At 59.0% G+C, this 18784-nt stretch carries 15 protein-coding genes; 8 read left to right on the forward strand and 7 right to left on the reverse strand.

The features are described 5' to 3' along the window. Positions 1 to 85: 85 nt before the first annotated feature. From IE127_RS17330 to IE127_RS17355, 6 genes are read right to left on the reverse strand one after another with little or no spacing between them, the layout of a single operon-like run. Entirely contained in the window at positions 86 to 1750 is a 1665-nt protein-coding gene (locus tag IE127_RS17330) for a dipeptide ABC transporter ATP-binding protein (protein WP_189427042.1), read from the reverse strand. Further along, positions 1747 to 3171, reverse strand: a complete 1425-nt coding sequence (locus IE127_RS17335; RefSeq protein ID WP_210310542.1) for an MFS transporter — start codon at positions 3169 to 3171, stop codon at positions 1747 to 1749. The genes IE127_RS17330 and IE127_RS17335 overlap by 4 nt, the downstream gene beginning before the upstream one ends. Positions 3172 to 3179: 8 nt before the next feature. Further along, positions 3180 to 3839 carry a cysteine hydrolase family protein gene (locus IE127_RS17340; protein WP_189427043.1) on the reverse strand — a complete coding sequence of 220 codons (660 nt, stop codon included), beginning with the start codon at positions 3837 to 3839 and terminating at the stop codon, positions 3180 to 3182. A gap of 23 nt (positions 3840 to 3862) precedes the next feature. Continuing rightward, positions 3863 to 5353, reverse strand: a complete 1491-nt coding sequence (locus tag IE127_RS17345; RefSeq protein WP_189427044.1) for an ABC transporter substrate-binding protein — start codon at positions 5351 to 5353, stop codon at positions 3863 to 3865. Between the two features lie 33 nt (positions 5354 to 5386). Beyond that, positions 5387 to 6232, reverse strand: coding sequence for an ABC transporter permease (locus IE127_RS17350; RefSeq protein WP_189427045.1), 846 nt, complete (start codon positions 6230 to 6232; stop codon positions 5387 to 5389). Then, on the reverse strand, positions 6229 to 7143 hold the full coding sequence (locus tag IE127_RS17355; protein WP_189427046.1) for an ABC transporter permease: 915 nt from the start codon (positions 7141 to 7143) through the stop codon (positions 6229 to 6231). The genes IE127_RS17350 and IE127_RS17355 overlap by 4 nt, the downstream gene beginning before the upstream one ends. A gap of 216 nt (positions 7144 to 7359) precedes the next feature. Between IE127_RS17355 and IE127_RS17360 the strand changes: the two genes are divergently transcribed. Then, positions 7360 to 8046: a FadR/GntR family transcriptional regulator gene (locus IE127_RS17360; protein ID WP_244640338.1), complete on the forward strand. Its 687-nt coding sequence runs from the start codon at positions 7360 to 7362 to the stop codon at positions 8044 to 8046. Between the two features lie 27 nt (positions 8047 to 8073). Here the strand turns inward: IE127_RS17360 and IE127_RS17365 are convergent, their stop codons facing one another. Next, positions 8074 to 8949 (reverse strand): helix-turn-helix transcriptional regulator, encoded by an 876-nt coding sequence (locus IE127_RS17365; RefSeq protein ID WP_189427048.1) that lies wholly within the window; start codon positions 8947 to 8949, stop codon positions 8074 to 8076. Positions 8950 to 9058: 109 nt separating this feature from the next. On the opposite strand from IE127_RS17365, the gene IE127_RS17370 reads away from it, so the two are divergent. The 7 genes from IE127_RS17370 to IE127_RS17400 all read left to right on the forward strand — a co-directional run bounded on the left by IE127_RS17370 (position 9059) and on the right by IE127_RS17400 (position 18450). Next, positions 9059 to 10468, forward strand: a complete 1410-nt coding sequence (locus tag IE127_RS17370; protein ID WP_189427049.1) for a family 4 glycosyl hydrolase — start codon at positions 9059 to 9061, stop codon at positions 10466 to 10468. 169 nt (positions 10469 to 10637) lie between these two features. Further along, positions 10638 to 12614 (forward strand): ABC transporter substrate-binding protein, encoded by a 1977-nt coding sequence (locus tag IE127_RS17375; RefSeq protein ID WP_189427050.1) that lies wholly within the window; start codon positions 10638 to 10640, stop codon positions 12612 to 12614. A 77-nt stretch (positions 12615 to 12691) separates the two neighbouring features. Then, complete coding sequence (locus IE127_RS17380; RefSeq protein ID WP_189427051.1) at positions 12692 to 13669, forward strand: ABC transporter permease; 978 nt, start codon at positions 12692 to 12694, stop codon at positions 13667 to 13669. A gap of 5 nt (positions 13670 to 13674) precedes the next feature. Beyond that, a complete protein-coding gene (locus IE127_RS17385; RefSeq protein WP_373297339.1) occupies positions 13675 to 14811 on the forward strand; it encodes an ABC transporter permease in 1137 nt (378 codons plus the stop codon). A gap of 11 nt (positions 14812 to 14822) precedes the next feature. Beyond that, a complete protein-coding gene (locus tag IE127_RS17390) occupies positions 14823 to 15881 on the forward strand; it encodes an ABC transporter ATP-binding protein (RefSeq protein WP_189427052.1) in 1059 nt (352 codons plus the stop codon). Continuing rightward, entirely contained in the window at positions 15878 to 16927 is a 1050-nt protein-coding gene (locus tag IE127_RS17395) for an ABC transporter ATP-binding protein (protein WP_189427053.1), read from the forward strand. Before IE127_RS17390 ends, IE127_RS17395 begins: the two co-directional genes overlap by 4 nt. Beyond that, entirely contained in the window at positions 16924 to 18450 is a 1527-nt protein-coding gene (locus tag IE127_RS17400) for a TolB-like translocation protein (RefSeq protein WP_189427054.1), read from the forward strand. The genes IE127_RS17395 and IE127_RS17400 overlap by 4 nt, the downstream gene beginning before the upstream one ends. Positions 18451 to 18784 lie beyond the last annotated feature (334 nt).

Consider the following 18784-nt stretch of genomic DNA (forward strand, 5'->3'; position numbering starts at 1 on the left):
TGGTCGTAAGACGGAAGTTGCACTAGCTCGAGCGCATCGTCTGATCAGCAAAAGACCAAGGCGAGCAACTTCGGGTAGTGCCAACTCAGGCAAGCTCTGTCGCAGCCGGAACGCTCTTCCTGCCTGGGATCGCTGCAATGAGTTCACGAGTATAATCGTGCTGGGGCCTGCGGAATATCTCATCTGGCGTCCCTGACTCGACAATCTGACCGGCGCGCATGACGTGCACTTCGTGTGCGATCATCCTGACCACCGCGAGGTTGTGGCTTATGAACAGGTAGGACAACCCAAGTTCGAGCTGGAGTCGCGCCAGCAATTGCAGGATCTGTTGTTGCACCAGCACGTCAAGGGCAGAGACCGCCTCGTCGAGAACCACGAGTTCCGGTTTCAACGCGAGGGCCCTCGCGATGCCGACGCGTTGGCTCTGACCACCGGAAATCTCGGCCGGGCGTCGTTCGGCAAGCTCCGGAGGCAACGCGACCTGCTCAAGCAGTTCATTCACCCGCGCCCGTCGTTCGGCAGCGTTGCCGAGACCATGCAGGATCAGTGGCTCTTCAATCGATTGGCGCACGGTATAGCGGCCATCGAGCGAGCCAAACGGGTTTTGGAATACCGGCTGCACCCGGCGCCGGAAACTGAATAGGTCCTTGCCGTGCAAATGGGTGATGGCGCCGCCATCGAAAACGATATCGCCTGAACTCGGCTCCTCGATCTTGAGAAGCATCTTGGCGGTCGTCGATTTTCCAGAACCGGATTCGCCGACCACCGCGACGGTCTGTCCGCGCTGGATGGAGAAGGTCGAGTTATCGACGGCAACGAAGTCCTTTGGCTTGCCGAAAAAGCCCTGGCGTCCCGGGTAGACCTTGCGCACTGCGACCAGCTCAACCAGCGGCCGGCGCGGGGAGTCGTTGGTACGTGAGGTAGCGGGCACAGGCGGAACCAGCGGCCTGCTCTGCATTGTCGGCACCGCAGCAACCAGACGTCTGGTATATTCATGCCGTGGGTTGGCCATAACCTCGGCAGCCGAGCCCGTTTCAACAGCTTCGCCACGGAACATCACCACCACATCGTCGGCGCGCTCGGCGGCGAGCGCGAGATCATGGGTAATAAGGATCAGCGCCGTGCCGAGCTGGCGGGTCAACGTGTCGAGCTCTTCGAGGATGACGCGTTGCACGGTGACATCGAGGGCGCTGGTCGGCTCGTCGGCGATAAGCAATTGCGGCCGGCAGGCCAGGCCCATGGCAATCAGCACGCGCTGGCGCATGCCACCCGATAGCTCATGCGGATACTGGCGCGCCCGTCGGTCGGGTTCGGGAATGCCAACCATGTCCAGCAGTTCGACCGCACGCTTGAAGGCATCGCTGGCGCGAACCTTGTCGTGCACTTCGATGGCTTCGGCGATCTGGTTGCCGACCCGCTGCAGCGGGTTGAGATTGGTCATCGGGTCCTGCGGCACCAGCCCGACACGCTTTCCGCGCAGCGCACGAAGGCCCTTGTCATCGAGTTTGACGACGTCCTGCCCATCAAACAGAATTCTCCCGCTGCTCACCACACCGTTGTCCGCCAACAGTCCGTTGATGGCTGCGGCGATGGTCGATTTGCCCGATCCGGATTCACCGACGATGGCGACCTTGCGCCCCACCGGCAACGTCATGTTGAAATTGCGCACGGCGCTGATCGAGCCGCGGGCCGTTTCAAATTCGATCGAGACATCGTCGAGAACAAGGAGGGGTGCTGTGGTGTCAGTCATTTGGCATGGCCCCGGATCATCGAAGGGGAGGTCGTGAGCGTTTTGGTGCAAAGCGCCAGCAGCAGCGCCGTAAATGACGATGCGGCACCGAGGCTGAACAGCCAGTAGAAGGCTTGAGGCCCAGCCGGGTTGATGAAGTCGATGCTGGTGGCGACGACGGCCGCGCCGGTCACACTTGCGATTGCGGCGCCCATCTGGCGGCTGAGCATGTTGAAGCCATTGCTGGCACCGAGGCGATCTGCGGGCGTTGCCCCCATCAGCGCGACTGGCAATGCCGCAAAGGCGAACGAGATTCCGCCAGATACCAGCATCGCTGAGGCGGCGATCGGCACGGGATGGCCGAGATCGACTGCCCGCAGCCCGAAGGCCACAAGGCTCACAGCAATGCCGGTGATGATCGCTGCTCGGGCCCCGAAGCGGACAACCATCAAGCCGGCAAGCGGTGGGGCGAAGATGGCGCTGAGACTGGCCGGCGTCTGGACCAGTCCCGTGAGCAGCACCGAGCCGCCGAGCCCAACAGCGCCGGCGGGCATCTGCACCACGGTGATTGTGCCGGTAAAGCTGAGAAAAAATGCAAAGCCGAGAAGCAGAGCAATCAAATGGCTGCTGGATATCGCCGGGCGGGCGAACAGCCTAAGATCAACGAACGCGTCGGGTGCGCGCCATTGATGCCGCAGCCAGATGGCTGTGAGTCCTACAGCAAGCAGCAACCACATAGTTGCGCTGCCCATCGAAAGCTGGCCATCGGCGAGCACGCTGATTGGCAAGAGGAGCAGGGTCAGAATGACCCCAAGACCCAGAGCTCCAGCGAGGTCAAAGCGACGTCGCGCGACCGGTTGGACATTTGGCACAACCGCGAGAATGAGTATTGCTGCAAGCGCTGCACAGACCGCCATGATCCAGAAGATTGTCCGCCACGAGCCGAACTCGACAATCAGGCCTGCGAGCGGAACACCAAGGCTGGTCCCGATGCCGATAGTGCCGCTGATGATGCCGACCGCCATCGGTAGGCCCTCGAAATCCCAGAGCCGACGCAACATCGCCATCGATAGCCCGACAATGCCGACGGAGAAACCCTGAAGGACGCGTCCGACGATCATCATTCCAAGTTCGCCCGCCAGGCCCGAGATCAGCGAGCCCACGCCGAGTAGCGCAAGTGCCAGAATGATCACCGGTTTCAGCCCGAAGCGATCACCCAGCCATCCCAGCAACGGGGCGCCGATTGCACCGACAAGCATGGTGGAGGTCGCAATCCAGCTCGCCGCCGTCACGGAGACCCCGAACAGGGCCGGAAACTGCGGCAGCAATGGCAGCACCATGGTCTGCATCAGCGCTCCGATGACGCTGGCGAATCCCAGAACGACCAGAATGGCCGGTCGGGCCGCGTAGCGGTCCGACCCTGTGGTGAGCGTGGCGAACAAGGTCTGACCTAGCCTGCCTTGGCCTGCGGTACCGAAGCCCAGGAGGCTTCAATATCGGCGACAGTCACGACATTGGCGAACGACCATCCCATGCCGAACAGCGCATAGTGGTTGCGCTCCGGCAGGAATTCGCCGACTGCATCGGAAACGACGAAGGTGCCGTAGTCGCGCTGGCCAGCATCACGAACAGTCGTCTCGACGCAGATATTGGTGGTGACGCCGCACACGATGAGGTTGCGAACCCCCATTCCGGTGAGCACCGGCTCAAGGCGAGTGCCGTAGAACGAACTGGGACGCGACTTGTCGATCACCACCTCGTCCGGCTGAACGTCGAGTTCCGATATGATCTCGATCTCTTCGGTGCCGAAGCCAAGGGAGTTGGAGGTTTTGCGCGCTTCGGCGCTGGCGCCGTACTTGTGACCGAAATCGACCATGCCGGGCATGTAGACGTAGCGGGTGAAGATCACCGGCACGCCACTGGCGCGGGCGAGATTGACCAGCTTTACCGATCCCGGAATGGCGGTTCTGAGCGGCGTGACGTCGAGCCCTGCCTGTCCGAGGCTGTCATTGTTGTCGAAAAAGGCGCGTTGCATGTCGACAACCAGAACGGCGGTGTCGTTCTTCGGGATATCGCCCTCATACATGCTGATCGGATGAAGTTCTGCCATGAGCGGCTCCTGTTTGGCTTGGATTAGTTGAAGACGATCATGCCGTCGGGACGGGGCGTCCAATCGAGGCCCGGCGTCACGGCATAGGAGTAGGTGTCGATGAACAGCGGCGAATAGTAGGTCTCGGCAGTGACGATGCTGGAGATCTCGGCCAGCGTCGCGGCACGCGCGTCAGCGTCGGCCTCGCCAATTTCCTTATCGAGAAGCGCATCGATGTCTGCATTGTTGGCGTAGCCCTGACCTCCCGTGCGTAACAGCATGTTGAAGGGCAGATCGGCATCCATCACCGAGGGGGCAAATGCGAAAATGTAGAGCCCGGAGAGCCCGCCAGAGAACCAGGTGTTCGAGAAGGTCGAGGCTTCCTGCGGATCAAGCGTGACGTTGACGCCGACCTCGGACAGAAAGAACGCCACGGCTTGAGCAACCTGATCGACCTGTGGCAGACCAGAATTCGGGTAGGTCAGGGGAATGGACGCACCATCATAGCCGGACGCTTCAACGAGGCTCTTGGCCGCGTCCGGATCGTAGCTGGTCGGCGCAATGTCCGGCGTATAACCGAACGAAACCTTGGCCACGAGCTGCGATGCCGGCTCGACCGCGCTATTGAGCAGACGGTCACTGAGCAGCTGGCGGTCGAGCGCCATGTCGATGGCCTTGCGGAACTCTGGATCGTCGAGCCATGCGCTGGTGGCATTGTAGCCGAGATAAACGACCCGGTTCGACTGCTGGTCGATCACCTCGGCGCTGCCGGAGCCCTCGACGGCCGGAACGCTCGACGGGCCGAGTAGTGCAATGTCCAGATCCCCGGACTGCACCGAGTTGGCGCGGGTCGTTTCATCGGGCACAGGTTGGAAGACCACGGTTTCGTATTCGCCGGCGTCGCCCCAATACGCGTCGTAGCGCTTGAGGGTGATGGTGTCGCCGTTGACCCAGCTCTCGACCATATAAGGGCCCGAGCCGACCGGTTTGCGCGCATAGTCTTCTGCGCCCATCTGTTCGTAGGCACTCTTCGAGACGATCGGCACTAGGGTGGCCTGTCGGTCGAACGGCGCATAGGGAATGTTGAGTGTGAACACGATATCGCTGCCGTCGGCGGTGATGTCGTCGACTGTCGACAAATAGCCGCCAAGTCGCGACGTCGGATCGTTCATCGCTGTTTCATACGTGAACAGCACATCATCGACGGTCACTGGCGAGCCATCATGAAATGTCGCGCCGTCGCGCAGCGTGAACGTCCAGGTCTTTAGGTCGTCGGAATGGCTCCAATCCGACGCCAACCGCGGCACCACGGCACCGGTTTCATCGATGCCGGTCAGCTGATCGAAGACGTTGTAGAAGACGTTCAGTGCCGGCAGCCCGGTGTCATAGATCGGGTTGAGGCTGGTCGGCTCGGCCACCAGCGCAGCCGTCACGGTTGAGTCCGGCTGAGCAAAGGTCGGCGACACAGCAAAAGTCGCGAGGATCGCGGCGGTGGATGCCAGTAAGGCTCGGCGAGTCAGGGGAAATCTGGTCATGGATGCTCCTGTTGCAAGGACGGCTGGGGAGGATCAGCCGCGTCGTGGATTCTTGGTGAGGGTTTGGGAGGCGAACTGGATTCCGCCGATCAGAAAGAAGATGACCAACGCCGGCAGCAGGGTGAGCCCGATATTGGTCTGCAAATAGCGCTGGCCCTCGCTGATCATCAGGCCGAGGCTGGGCGTGGGCGGCTGAATGCCGAGACCGATAAAGCTGAGTGAGGATTCAACGGTGATGATGACGCCGACATCGAATGCGGCGAGCACAAACACGGCGGGGAGGACGTTTGGCAGCAAGTGCTTGCGCATGATCCACCAGCCGGAGCCGCCTGCAGTTGTGACAGCGGTGATGAATTCGCGCTCACGCAGCGACACCACCTGGGCACGCACGACGCGGCCATAACCGACCCAGTTGACCAGCCCTAACAATACGACCAGCAGAAGTGGGCTGGAGCCGAGCGCAGCGACGAGAACGATGAGAAGCAGCACCACGGGGACCGCCAGCTGGATGTTGCCGATGGCCATCAGCGCGCTGTCCACAGGCCCGCGCAGCCAGCCTGCCACCAGCCCGATGAGAATGCCGACGGCGGCGCTGATGCTCACAGCGCCAAGCGCCACCAGCACCGAGACCCGCGCCGCAACGGACACACGGCTCAACAAGTCGCGGCCAAGCGCATCTGTGCCAAGCGGATATTGCGGGTTCTGAAAAGCCGGTTCGAGCGAGAAAAACAGCGATTGTTTGTCTGGTTCGAATCCCGGCCAGAGCGGCACCACAACGATTAGCAGCAGCACCGTCAGCAACATTGTCAGCGAGACAATCAGCGACAGATTCATGCGCAGGCGCTGTCTGCGCGGGGCGGTTGATACAGCGTCGGTCATGCGAGCCTCACGCGCGGGTCGAGCAGGGCGTAGAGCAGGTCGACCACGATGTTGATCAGGATGAAGACGGTGGCGGTAACGACGACGCCGGCCTGGACGATGGGATAATCGCGCTGGGTGACGCCCTGAACGATCAGCCGACCGATGCCGGGCCAGTTGAAGACCATTTCGAGCACGACGGTGCCGCCTACCAGAATGCCCAGGTTGAGACCGGCGACTGTGATGACCGGCAACAGCGCATTGGGCAGCATGTGGCGCACCACAAGGCGCGGGCGGCTGACGCCCTTGGCGATTGCGGTGCGCACCCAGTCATTGGCGCGCATCTCGTCAAAGAACGTGTTGAACAGGCGCAGATAAAGCGCGACCTCAAACGTTGCCATGGTGAGCACCGGGATGACGTAGGAGGCGAGGGAACTGCGCCCGATTGCCGGCAACAGCCCCATGTTCACCGACAGGATGAGGATCAGCAGAATGCCGAACAGATAAGGTGGCACCGACTGTCGGAACGTGGCGGCCCACAGCAGCGCACTGCGCAGTTTGCGGTTGCCGCTGATTTCACCTGCAACAGCCAGACCGAGCGCTGCGATAAAGCCCAAAAGGAAAGAGCTGATAGCGAGTTCCAGGGTCGCCGGGAGGCGTTCGAGCACCAGTTCGAGCGCCGGTCGCTGCTGGCGGATGGAGTCTCCAACATCGCCTGTCAGCGCGCCGGTGATGAATGTCCAGTATTGCTCGATCAGGGGGCCGTTCAGACCGAGCGCGTTGCGCATCGCCTCAACATCGGCCTGCGTTGCCTGATCCGGCAGCAGAAGGCGCACCGGATCGCCGGTCAAGCGCGCCAGGAAAAATAAGGTTAGGATCGCCAAAAGTGTAACGATGCCCCAGCCGATCCGCGTGAGAATGTAACGCCCCATGGTCACGCCTCTAAATGTCCAACATTTAAAAGCTAGGATCAGTTTCGCTGGTCTCGCAACCTGAATCTCGCTAAAATCAGCAAGAAATGCTAAGAAGATCAGCAGGTGTGCAGGCTGTGCAATTTTTAAACGGCAAATTGCACATACTGAAGGCAGAGGAGGATGCAAACGTTGGACATTAAAGCGGCGAAGCCAAAAAGGATCGCGTCCTTGCCTGTGCGCAAGGTGCGCCCCGCCTATCATCAGATCGCAGACCAGATTCGTGACTTGATCATGGGCGGTGGCCTTCAGCCAGGCCAACAACTGCCGTCTGAGGCGCAACTGTCCGCAAATTTCGGCGTCAGCAGAAACACTGCGCGCGAGGCGCTGCGGATGCTCAGTTCACAAGGGCTGATCCAGACAACCCGCGGTACCAGCGGTGGGACATTCGTTGCCATTCCAGATCCGATTTTCGTTCAGAACAACATCGAAAACGGTCTTGGCCTGATGAACGGCGGCGACCGGCTCACCGCAGCCGAGATCTATGAAACGCGGCTGGTGCTTGAGGTGCCGGCAGCGCGCTGGGCTGCAGAGCGCCGCACGGACGAGGATCTGGAGCGTATCCGTATCGCTGCAGCGAGTGTCGAAGGTGGGCGGGAAACAGATGAGCGGACCGACCACAGCGTCGATTTTCATCACGCTGTTCTGGAGGCTGCGGGCAATCGGTTAATGTCGCTGATTGCACCGCCGGTTTGGCGGGTGTTTGCGCGCTGCGCCAAGGACTCTCCCGGCAAACCGCATTTGTGGCACGACATCGATTGCGATCACGCGGAAATACTCGAGCATATACAATGCGGAGATGGCGAGGCCGCTGCAATGGCGATGAAAGTTCACCTGGAGCGGCTGCGCGATAGCGAGAGTTAGGTGTAACTGGTCCACGCGAACCAGTCGCTAGGTCACACCACTAGATTCCTGTCCTCGCCTGAGCGTTCTGTACTGCGCTGGGGTCAGTCCGACGACCTTCTTGAATGTTGTGGAGAAATACTGGCTGGATGAGAAGCCCAGATCCATCGCTATCTCGGTGACGGTGCCGTCTTGTTTAATGAGCGACTGTTTGGCCCGCCCCATACGCTGCTGAAGATGATAGCGCGATGGTGTCATCCCAGTCTCTCTCAAGAACAGGTCGTGAAAATAGCCTGTGCTCAGGCCGGCGCATCGAGCAGCATCTTCCACACGGATTTCCTGGCAGGAGTGCTCATCGAGATATGCCAAAGCATGGGCTGTGGCATCAGAAATCTGCCGCCTTTTGAGCCAGTCGTGATCTCTTAAGACAGCGATCAAGACCTGATGAAACAGTGATCTGGCGAGATCCTCCGAGTACTGCGTAGGCTGGCGTTGTTCTGAGAGCAGGCCCTGAAACAATTCACGAATCTTTCCAGACCCGGGAAAGTGACGACGGTCGATCTTTCGAAAGGCCTTGCTCAGGGCTTCGGTGGTCGACAACGGCAAGCCTTCAAGTGCTCCGGTTTCCGGGAAATTGAAACGCAGCCAATAGCGAGTACAAGGATGGACAATAGCATTGGTACCGCCCTGCCAGTCCCCTGGCTTGTCGACCAAGATGCTGCCCGGACGTGCTTCATCAAGCGTGCTGCCATCCCACCATTCTACGCTGCCGCTCTCAAGATAACCCAACTCCAGTCCGTCCGGCCCATCGCGCCGCTCTCCACCGATCCGTGACTCTGACGTGACGAACATGCCGAGGCTGCCAAGCTCCGGCAGCACCACGAAATTTGGCCGTCGATACATCTCGAAGACCTCGGTGTTCAAAATTCTCATCCTCCTATCTCGAAAGACGATCCATCGAGACTGAGATAGTCCGTTGCGACAAACAGCTTGTCAAACACATCGGCAAAGCGCTGCCCATCGGGAGGAAATCATGGCCAGTACCAGCCCTAAAGTAACCGTTATCGGCGCCGGAAGTCTGTTCTTCGGCCGTCAGGCAATATGGCAGATGGTGCACTCGCCACACCTCAATGGCGGTACTCTGACGCTAGTCGACACGGATAAAGAGCGCCTCGACAAGCTCGAGAAGCTGGCTCGCATGGTCGCGGATCATGAAGGTGTTGCTTTGACCATTGAAGCCAGTACGGACAGGCGCGAGGTGTTGGCAGGCTCGGATTTCGTGGTCCTCAGCTTCGCCAAGGACACGGTTCGCTATCGGGGCCTCGATACACAGATCTCCGAGAAATATGGCATCCGCATGTGCTCGGGCGATACCATCGGCCCAGGCGGGGTATTCCGTGCGATGCGTGAACTACCACACATCCTCGATTGCGCTCGCGACGTCGAGGAACTTTGCCCGGACGCATGGGTCATCAACTACATCAACCCCTCGGCGGTGAACGGCATGGCGCTGAAGCGCTTTGCTCCGAACCTTAAGAGCTTCGGCCTCTGCGACAGTCTGCACATGCCGCATATCAAGCGCCGCTATGCCGAACGAGCCGGTCTCGTCGCCAAAAACGAGGCACTGAGCGCCGAAATCGACAGCAAGTTCGATCTGCGCATTGCCGGTGTGAACCATTTCACATGGGTGCTTAAAGCCGAATACGAAGGGCGCGATGTTATTCCAGATATCGGCGCTGCAATTGGACGCAGAGCGGCCACCGAAACCGATGGTGGCGACACCGGCGCAAAGGCGATCAACAACGACGCCATCGGCTATCAGCTGTTTCAGATGTTCGACAAGGTTCCTGCCTGCGTCGCCCACACCAAGGAATATGTTCGCTATTGGCAAGGGCACGGCGTGACAAAAGAAGAGATTCCGCCGCTCTCGCTTTGGGAAACCGAAGCTCGCTACGCGCGTCACCGTGAGATGTGGGAGCAGATCGATGGTTTCGTCACGGGCCAGACACCGATCAGCGAGTTCATGACGACCTTTGGGCCGGACCACGCAACCGATATCATCGAGAACATGGTCGGTAATCTCGGCAAGCCGTTCTATATCAATACCTACAATGACGGTGCTGTCAGCAACATGGCAGACGATGCCTATCTCGAACTTCTCTGCGATATCGATATGGACGGACCGCGTCCCCGTCCGGTGGGCGACATGCCGCGTGGTCTGCGTTCGATGCAGGAAATTGTTCTCGACACACATGAACTTACGGCCGAAGCGGTAGCCAAGGGTGACAGATCTCTGCTGCGCAGGGCGCTGTTGGTGGATCCGTTGACCAATTCTATCGCGGATACCGAAGCCTTGATCGACGAGTTGCTGGATGCTGAGCGGGATAACATTCCTCAGCATTGGTATGGAGGCGAGGGCTCCTTGCGGGCTGTCGCGTCGTAGAGGCCGCGCGGTCGCTGCCTGAAGCTCTTGTATGAGTTTCTCCGGCCAGAATGTCGAACGACATGGCTTGGCCAAGAACATAGATTTCTGGGAGTGCCGAAAAATAACAACTGGCACACCAGAGGAGGGTCGCGCTTTGCGCGACAAGAAATAATGGGAGTGAGGAAGAATGCATAAGCACAAGGCGTCACGTCGCCAGTTCCTGAAGCTGAGTGGCGCAGCTGTTGGCGCAGCCGCTTTTTCAGGATCGGCCAGCGTTGTTTTCGGACAAGATGGCTCGATGTACTCGGAGGCACCGGAACTCGCCGAGCTGGTGGCTCAGGGAAACCTTCCGCCCGTAGAGCAGCGCCTGCCGGGTTCGCCGGTTGTCGTAGAGCCGCTGAATTCAGCCGGCGAATATGGCGGGCAGATCCGCACCGGTATCATTCAGAACCGTGGCTTTCAGGCGCGTTCGACTTGGGGGCCAGAGCCCATTCTTCGGCTAGCGCGTGACGGCAGCACCATCGAACCGAACCTGGCTGAGAGTTGGGAATATACCAATGACGGCAGAACGTTCGTGCTGCACCTTCGCCAGGGGTTGAAATGGTCAGATGGTGAGCCATTCGATGCGCGTGGTGTCGATTTCTGGTGGAACCATATCAACCTAAACTCCACCATCAGCCCGGCACCAATGTCAGAGTTCATGGTCGAGGGCGAAGTGCCTGAGTTCGAGATGGTGGACGATTACACCGTCCAGTGGACCTTCGCGAATGTCCACGCCAATCTGCCACGGCTTCTGGCCCATGCTCCAGGTGTCAATATCGTTCGCTGGATGCCGAGGCACTACCTTGAGCAGTTCCATGAAGACTTTGCGGACCCCGATGAGCTTCAGGCCAAAATCAGCGCAGCCGGCTTCCAGACCTGGGACGAACTTCTGAACAACCGTTCAAACGTTCAGTACGGCATGCCATTCGACAATCCGGATATGCCGACGCTACTGCCATACCGGCTTGCTCAGGCGATGAACCTCAATATTCTGGTGGCCGAGCGTAACCCGTACTACTGGAAGGTTGATCCGGATGGGCGGCAACTGCCCTATATCAACGGGATTATCCTCACCAATTTCGAGAGCAGTGAAGTGCGCGATGCGGCGATCGCCGCAGGTGAACTGAATTGGGTGAACACCGACACCACGTTTACGAACCTTCCGCTCTACAGGGACGGACAGGAGCGCGGAAACTATGTTGCCCGGCTGTGGCTGACCGACCGTGGGGCAGAACATACGATCATGTTCAACCATACGGTTAAAGACCCGGCCCTTCGCGAAATCTACAATGACATCCGCTTTAAGCGCGGCTTTTCTCTGGCACTAGACCGTCAGCAGATCGGCAATGTGGTTTATCTCGGTTTCGCGGTGCCCTCGCAGCTTCAGATGATCCCCGGATCGATGTGGCGCAACGATGAGTGGGTCACCAAAGACACAGAGTTCGACCCGGATGCAGCCAACAGCCTGTTTGACGAGGCCGGGCTTGATCAACGGGATGGGCAGGGCATGCGCTTGCGGCCGGATGGGCAGCCCTTGATCCTGAACATCGATATCCCGGTAGATGATCCGGGCAGTCTCTCAGTTGCCGAACTCATCATCGAATTCATGCGCGAAGTCGGCATCACCTTCAACGTGCGCACAGTTTCTCGCGAGCAGGTGCGGGCGCTGATCGACAACAACGACATGGAAGTTGGAATCTGGATTGGCGACAAGTGCTCGGATTCCATGTTCCCGCACTCGCCGGAATGGCACGTCCCGTACCAGCCAACTGGCTGGAACGTATGGGGCATGGCCTGGGCTCAGTGGTACGCGACCGATGGCGAACGTGGTGAGGAGCCGACCGGAGACGTCAAGCGCGTTCAGGACCTGTTCGACGAAATGAAGGTGACGATCGATGAGGCGCGCCGCCTCGAGATCGGAGAGGAAATCCTCGGTCTTAATGCCGAACACCTCTGGAATATTGGCGATGTTGGCGAGGTGCCAATCCCGGTCATTCTCGGCGATAATTTCATGAACTACCCGGAAGAGGGCTTCACCGGCTTCTCCTGGCTCGGCAACTATCACTACCACATCGAGCAAACCTACTTTGAAGGCGGCGCCTGGTCAGGCGAACGCACTTAAGTTCTCCCAAGGAGAGGCGGTGGCTCCCACGCTGCCTCTCCATCTTCGCCAGACGTTCCGGCCATGGTGAATGCTCGATGTTACCTTACGTTGCCAAGCGATCGGTGCAGATGCTCGTCACGGTGTTCGTGATCAGTATCATCGCCTTTATCGTCATCCAGTTGCCGCCAGGCGACTTCGTCAATTCCTACCTTGCGACGCTGTCCGGCGGACAGATCGTCACTCAGGACGCTGTCGCCGCGTTGCGGGCCCAATTCGGGCTCGATGACAATCTGGCGGTGCAGTATTTCAAGTGGATAACCAATTTGCTGCAAGGCAATATGGGGATCTCGTTCCAATACCAGCGGACCGTGATCGATCTGTTGTCGGAGCGTTTGCCGCTTACCCTGGCGATCACCATACCGACGGCATTCTTCGTCTATGCCGTCTCCATCCCGATCGGCATCTACTCCGCCGTACGTCAGTACTCGCCGCTGGATTACGTGTTCTCGCTGGTCGGGTTTATCGGGCTTGCCGTCCCGAACTTCCTGTTCGCGATCATCATGATCTACGTTACCTCGCGCTATTTCGGCGGCAATGTCGGCGGCTTGTTCTCGCCGCAGTACGAGCTGGCGCCGTGGTCGATCGGCAAGGTGCTGGACATGATGCAGAATATGTCCATCGCCATTCTGATTATCGGCACGTCGGGCACCGCAGCCACCATCCGCGTAATGCGCGGCATGCTGCTTGATGAGCTCAGCCAGGCCTATGTCGAGACCGCGCGCGCCAAGGGTTTGTCCGAATGGCGGCTGATCATGAAATACCCTGTACGCGTTGCCATTTCGCCGGTGCTTTCGACAATCGGCTTCACCTTGCCGGCACTGATATCCGGCACTGAGATCACCGCAACGGTGTTGAATCTGCCAACGACCGGGCCATTGCTGCTGAATGCGGTGCGCTCCCAGGACATGTTCCTTGCCGCCTCGATCATATTCGTCCTCAGCATACTGACCGTGATCGGCACATTCATATCGGATCTGCTTCTCGTGTGGGCCGACCCGAGGATCAAGCTATGACCCAGATGGTGGATGAACGCGTCGCAAACATGCCGCCCCCGGCGGATGCCGCCGAAGGTGTGTCGAACCGCATTATCTCGCCAACGCGATTGATGTGGTGGAAATTCAAGAAGCACAAGCTTGCAGTTGCCTCGGGGATTTTCCTGATCCTCGCATACCTCGCGACAATCTTTGCCGGATTCGTGTCGCCATATGATCCTGCAAGTCGTTCCAACAATCTCTACGCGCCACCTCAAGGCATTCACTTCAAAGACGCGGAAGGAAATTTTCACCTGCAGCCGTTCGTTTACGGCTACGAAATGACGCGCGATCTCGACACTCTGCGGCCAGTATATACGACAGATACGGACGAGATTTACCCGCTACGGCTGTTCGTTCAGGGTGAGAGCTACCGCTTGTTCGGCCTGTTTGACGCCGACATTCACCTGTTCGGCGTCGAAGACGGCTACGTACACCTTGCCGGTACCGACGACTTCGGGCGCGACATGCTCAGCCGGCTGGTTTACGGGGCGCAGATTTCGCTGTCCGTCGGCATTATCTCCGTGCTGCTCAGTCTTGTTCTGGGGCTGGTCATTGGCGGCATTTCCGGTCTCTACGGCGGCATGATCGACAGCTTCATTCAAAGAGTCATCGAAGCCATCATTGCCATCCCCACCATACCGCTATGGCTGGGACTGGCCGCGGCCGTGCCTCGCGACTGGCCGCCGGTTTATCAGTACTTCGCCATTCTTGCGGTCCTCTCGCTGATCTCATGGACCAGTACCGCACGTGTCGCTCGCGGTCGGTTTCTGGCGCTGCGTGAACAGGATTTCGTCACAGCTGCCAAAGTCTACGGTGCCAGCCAGCCGCGCATCATCCGCAAGCATCTTGTACCCAATCTGATGAGCTACGTGATCGTTACGCTGACGCTGGCGGTGCCAAACATCATCATTGGCGAGACCGCCTTGAGCTTCCTCGGTGTCGGGCTCAAGCCCCCAACCGTGAGCTGGGGCGTACTGCTACAGGAAGCGCAGAGCGTGCAGATCGTCCAGTTCTATCCGTGGATCTGGATTGGGCCGGCCCTGTGCGTGATCCTTGTCGTGCTTGCCTTCAACTTTGTCGGTGACGGCGCGCGTGACGCAGCCGATCCGTTTTCCCGCTAGGAGGTCGCGCGTTGTCTGAACATACCACGCAAACCGCCACGCCTATTCTCAGTGTTCGCCAGCTCAAGAAGCATTATGGCGGCAAGAAGCCGTTATTCGGTCCGGCCCCCAACCCGCTTCGAGCAGTTGATGGCATCAGTTTCGATGTTATCGAAGGTGAGACTTTCGGCATTGTCGGCGAGAGCGGTTGCGGCAAGACCACTCTCGGACGGTGTATCGCACGAGCACTGGAGCCCACCGATGGGCAAATGCTCTACCGCCCTAAAGACGAGAAAGAACCAGTCGATCTCGCCAGGCTCAAGGGAAAGGCGTTGCGGCCCTATCGGCTCGACGTTCAGATGATCTTTCAGGATCCCATCTCCTCGCTCAACCCGCGCATGACGCTACTCGATATTATCGGCGAGCCGATGATCGTAAACGGGCTTGCAAAGGGGGCAGAGGTGAAGCGGCGTGTTGGAGAGTTGCTGGAGCGCGTCGGTCTTCGTGCCGATCATATGTCGCGCTACCCCCATGCTTTCTCCGGCGGCCAGCGTCAGCGGATCGGTATAGCGCGCGCACTTGCCCTCAACCCTCGGGTTATCGTGTGCGATGAACCGGTCTCTGCGCTCGATGTCTCGGTGCAGGCGCAGATTCTCAACCTGCTTCAGGATTTGCAGACCGAACAGAACCTCACTTACCTGTTCATCGCTCATGATTTGGGTGTCGTTGAGTATCTCTGCGATCGGGTCGCGGTGATGTATGTCGGCGAGATTGTGGAGTTGTCGGACACCGAGCGGCTGTTCGACAAGCCGCTGCACCCCTACACCGAAGCTTTGATGTCGGCAGTGCCGGAGGCCAATCCGTATTCCGTCCGGCAGCCCAAGATCCTAGAGGGCGATTTGGCAAACGCCGTCAATCGGCCTGACGGTTGCCATTTTCATCCCCGGTGTAGCTACTGTGTCAATCGCTGTCGAACTGAAGAGCCGCAGTTACGCGAACTGGAACCGGGGCGCTGGGTGCGTTGCCATCGCGCGGAAGAACTATCGCTCAGCGGCGCCAGTGACACGCTGGTCGAGGGGGTGGAGGCATGAGCGACAGCAATACCATCCTGAAAATCGACGACCTGCATACACACTACGATACACCCCAAGGAACTGTGCGTGCTGTCGCGGGTACCAGCCTTGAGGTTCATCGAGGAGAGACGGTGGGAATTGTCGGCGAGAGCGGCTGCGGCAAGTCGGTCATGCTGCGCTCGATCCTCCGGATCGTGCCGCATCCCGGCCGGATTATCGGCGGCAGCATCGAGTTCACCCGACGCGATGGCGAGACGGTGGACATGGTGAAACTGGACCCCAACAGCCGAAAGATCCGATCAATCCGCGGTGACGAGATCGCTATGATTTTCCAGGAGCCGATGAGTTCTCTGTCGCCGGTCCATACCATCGGTGACCAGATCATCGAGGCGATCGTGCTTCACAAGTCGGTTTCCAACACCGAAGCGCGGTCTATCGCCATCGAAATGCTCGGCAAGGTTGCGATGCCGCGCCCTGAGCAGATCGTCGATCAATACCCGCACGAGATTTCTGGTGGCATGCGCCAGCGCGCCATGATCGCCATGGCGCTCTCATGCGAACCACGGCTTCTGATCGCCGACGAGCCGACGACCGCGCTCGACGTGACCACCCAGGCGCAGATCCTTGACTTGATGCGGCGCCTCCAGAGCGAATTCAACATGGCGATCATGTTCGTCACGCACGACCTCGGAGTCGTCGCGCAAATGACTGAACATGTCGTGGTCATGTATATGGGGCAGGTGGTGGAGGCCGGCTCGGTCAAAGAGCTGTTTACTGCGCCGCGCCATCCTTATACGCACGGACTGCTGCATTCCATCCCGCGCCTTGGCCAGAGAAAGCTCGGGCGTCGTCTGGTCTCGATCAAGGGCAGCGTGCCCGATCCTTTCGCGCGCCCTTCCGGTTGTCCCTTCCACACCCGCTGCCAGTACAATGATGGTGATCGCTGCGTCCGCGAGGAGCCTGCATTGCGCGAAGTGATGCCGGGTCACAGTGCGCGTTGCCACTATGCCGAGACGCTGGGCCTGCAGGGTGTCGACAAGCCAGCTGAAGCGATCAACGCATGAGCGAGACCGAAACCCGGCGCCAGATGTATGAGTGCGCCCTTCAGCACTTTGACATCGAAGAGCCAAAACAGGGAAAGCCCATTGTCGTGACGGTGGCGCCGTGGACTGGAGAGTCTTGCACGCTCCTACTCAGCCTCACTGATGAAGATGGCCGCACTTATGCGCAGCGCGACGTCCAGATGAGCGCCGCCCCCCAGCGCTTGGCTTTGTCTGCAACTGTCAACTTGGCATCCGGCAACTACGATGTCGTCATCACACCGCCCCTAACGGAGTATTTTTCAATGATCCGCATCGATCGTCACATCGCGTTGTCCGTCGCCGACGCTCAAAGCGGCTCAGGCCCAGGCGCCATTTCCGCGTCGGACAAGATCGAGGATCATGAAGCCCCCATGCGGCGCATCACCAGCGGCAATCAGCACTATTTCGGTTACTACGACAAATTTCCGTGGAATGCTTCGGGTCGCTACCATCTGGCGCTTGAGACCAGCTTTCTTGATCGTCAACCGACCCGTGACGACGTTGCCATCATCGGGATGATCGACACTCATAACTCCGACCGCTGGATTCCATTGGCGGAAACCACCGCCTGGAGCTGGCAGCAGGGCACTATGCTGCAGTGGCTGCCCTCGGAACCAGAGCACACAATCATTTACAACGTCCGGGAAGATGATCGTTTCTTCGCGGTAATCCATAATATCGAGACCGGCGAGAAACGGCGGCTCTCACACTCTTTCTATGCAGTCTGCAGAGATTATGCGGTCGGTCTCAATTACGCCCGTCTGCATTACACCCGGCCTGGCTATGGCTATGCCGATGGCGTCGAGAATACCCTGCCAGATCCGCATCCGGCCGACGATGGCGTCTATCGAATTGACCTCGAGAGCGGCGACAGCGAGCTACTGATTTCGCTGCAGCAGCTGTTCGAGTTCGAAACCATCCCCCGGATGCATGAAGGGCCACATTGGGTCAATCACCTGACAGTATCACCTGATGGCAGTAACTTCGTTTTTCTCAATCGCTGCCAATTCGACCCGCGCAAGCGCTTCAACGATCGTTTCTTTTGTGCTGCAGCCGACGGTTCGAACCTCAGGCTGGTGCATGACAACACCTACTTCTCGCATTTCGGCTACCTCGATGAGCGCCGCATCGTTGCCTATGCACGCACACCCGGCACCGAAAACGACCAGTACGCGCTGTACGACCTCGACACGGACAAGTTCACGGTCATCGGCGAAGACGTCTTTTCGTCGGATGGTCACTGCTCGATCTCGCCCGATGGCAAATGGATGCTTACGGACACGTATCCTGACGCAGAGCACAAGAGAACGCTCATACTGTTCGAACTCAGCACGGGTCGGCGTGTGAATATCGGCAAGTTCTACTCGCCTCCGGAGCTAAAGAACGAGATCAGATGCGATCTTCACCCGCGCTGGAGCCGGGATGGCAAGCAAGTCAGCATAGATTCCGCCCACGAAGGCTCGCGTCAGCTCTATGTCGTCGATGTCAGCGGTGTGGTGGGATAAATGCTTGATGTGGTAGGCAAAGAGCTCACATGGGGATGCGTGGCGGAGATTTCCGCACCGATGTCTACGGAGCTGAACGACCTCGATGCACTTTCCTATGAGTTGGAGACCACTCTGGTAAAGTTGGGCTGTAATGCCCAGACCTGCCTGACTATCAGCGCCGTGATATTCTCAGATCCGCTGCGGCCAACACTGCGGGAGGCCCTTGAGCGCTTGGCTCCGTTAGGACAAACGCCACAAATAGTGAACCGGCCTCAAGCCGCGTCCCGAACGCAATTCGTTATCGAAGCAGTGTACGAGCGAGTGCCTGGTTCAGCTGGCAGCATCAAGCCTC

The sequence above is a fragment of the Devosia pacifica genome (assembly GCF_014652635.1).
Lineage (GTDB): Bacteria > Pseudomonadota > Alphaproteobacteria > Rhizobiales > Devosiaceae > Devosia > Devosia pacifica.

What these genes read in the sequence shown, in the direction of transcription:
- IE127_RS17330 (WP_189427042.1), bottom strand. Translation starts at nt 1,750, where the DNA reads ATGACTGACACCACAGCACCCCTCCTTGTTCTCGACGATGTCTCGATC.
- IE127_RS17340 (WP_189427043.1), bottom strand. Translation starts at nt 3,839, where the DNA reads ATGGCAGAACTTCATCCGATCAGCATGTATGAGGGCGATATCCCGAAG.
- IE127_RS17345 (WP_189427044.1), bottom strand. Translation starts at nt 5,353, where the DNA reads ATGACCAGATTTCCCCTGACTCGCCGAGCCTTACTGGCATCCACCGCC.
- IE127_RS17350 (WP_189427045.1), bottom strand. Translation starts at nt 6,232, where the DNA reads ATGACCGACGCTGTATCAACCGCCCCGCGCAGACAGCGCCTGCGCATG.
- IE127_RS17355 (WP_189427046.1), bottom strand. Translation starts at nt 7,143, where the DNA reads ATGGGGCGTTACATTCTCACGCGGATCGGCTGGGGCATCGTTACACTT.
- IE127_RS17370 (WP_189427049.1), top strand. Translation starts at nt 9,059, where the DNA reads ATGGCCAGTACCAGCCCTAAAGTAACCGTTATCGGCGCCGGAAGTCTG.
- IE127_RS17375 (WP_189427050.1), top strand. Translation starts at nt 10,638, where the DNA reads ATGCATAAGCACAAGGCGTCACGTCGCCAGTTCCTGAAGCTGAGTGGC.
- IE127_RS17380 (WP_189427051.1), top strand. Translation starts at nt 12,692, where the DNA reads ATGTTACCTTACGTTGCCAAGCGATCGGTGCAGATGCTCGTCACGGTG.
- IE127_RS17385 (WP_373297339.1), top strand. Translation starts at nt 13,675, where the DNA reads ATGGTGGATGAACGCGTCGCAAACATGCCGCCCCCGGCGGATGCCGCC.
- IE127_RS17395 (WP_189427053.1), top strand. Translation starts at nt 15,878, where the DNA reads ATGAGCGACAGCAATACCATCCTGAAAATCGACGACCTGCATACACAC.
- IE127_RS17400 (WP_189427054.1), top strand. Translation starts at nt 16,924, where the DNA reads ATGAGCGAGACCGAAACCCGGCGCCAGATGTATGAGTGCGCCCTTCAG.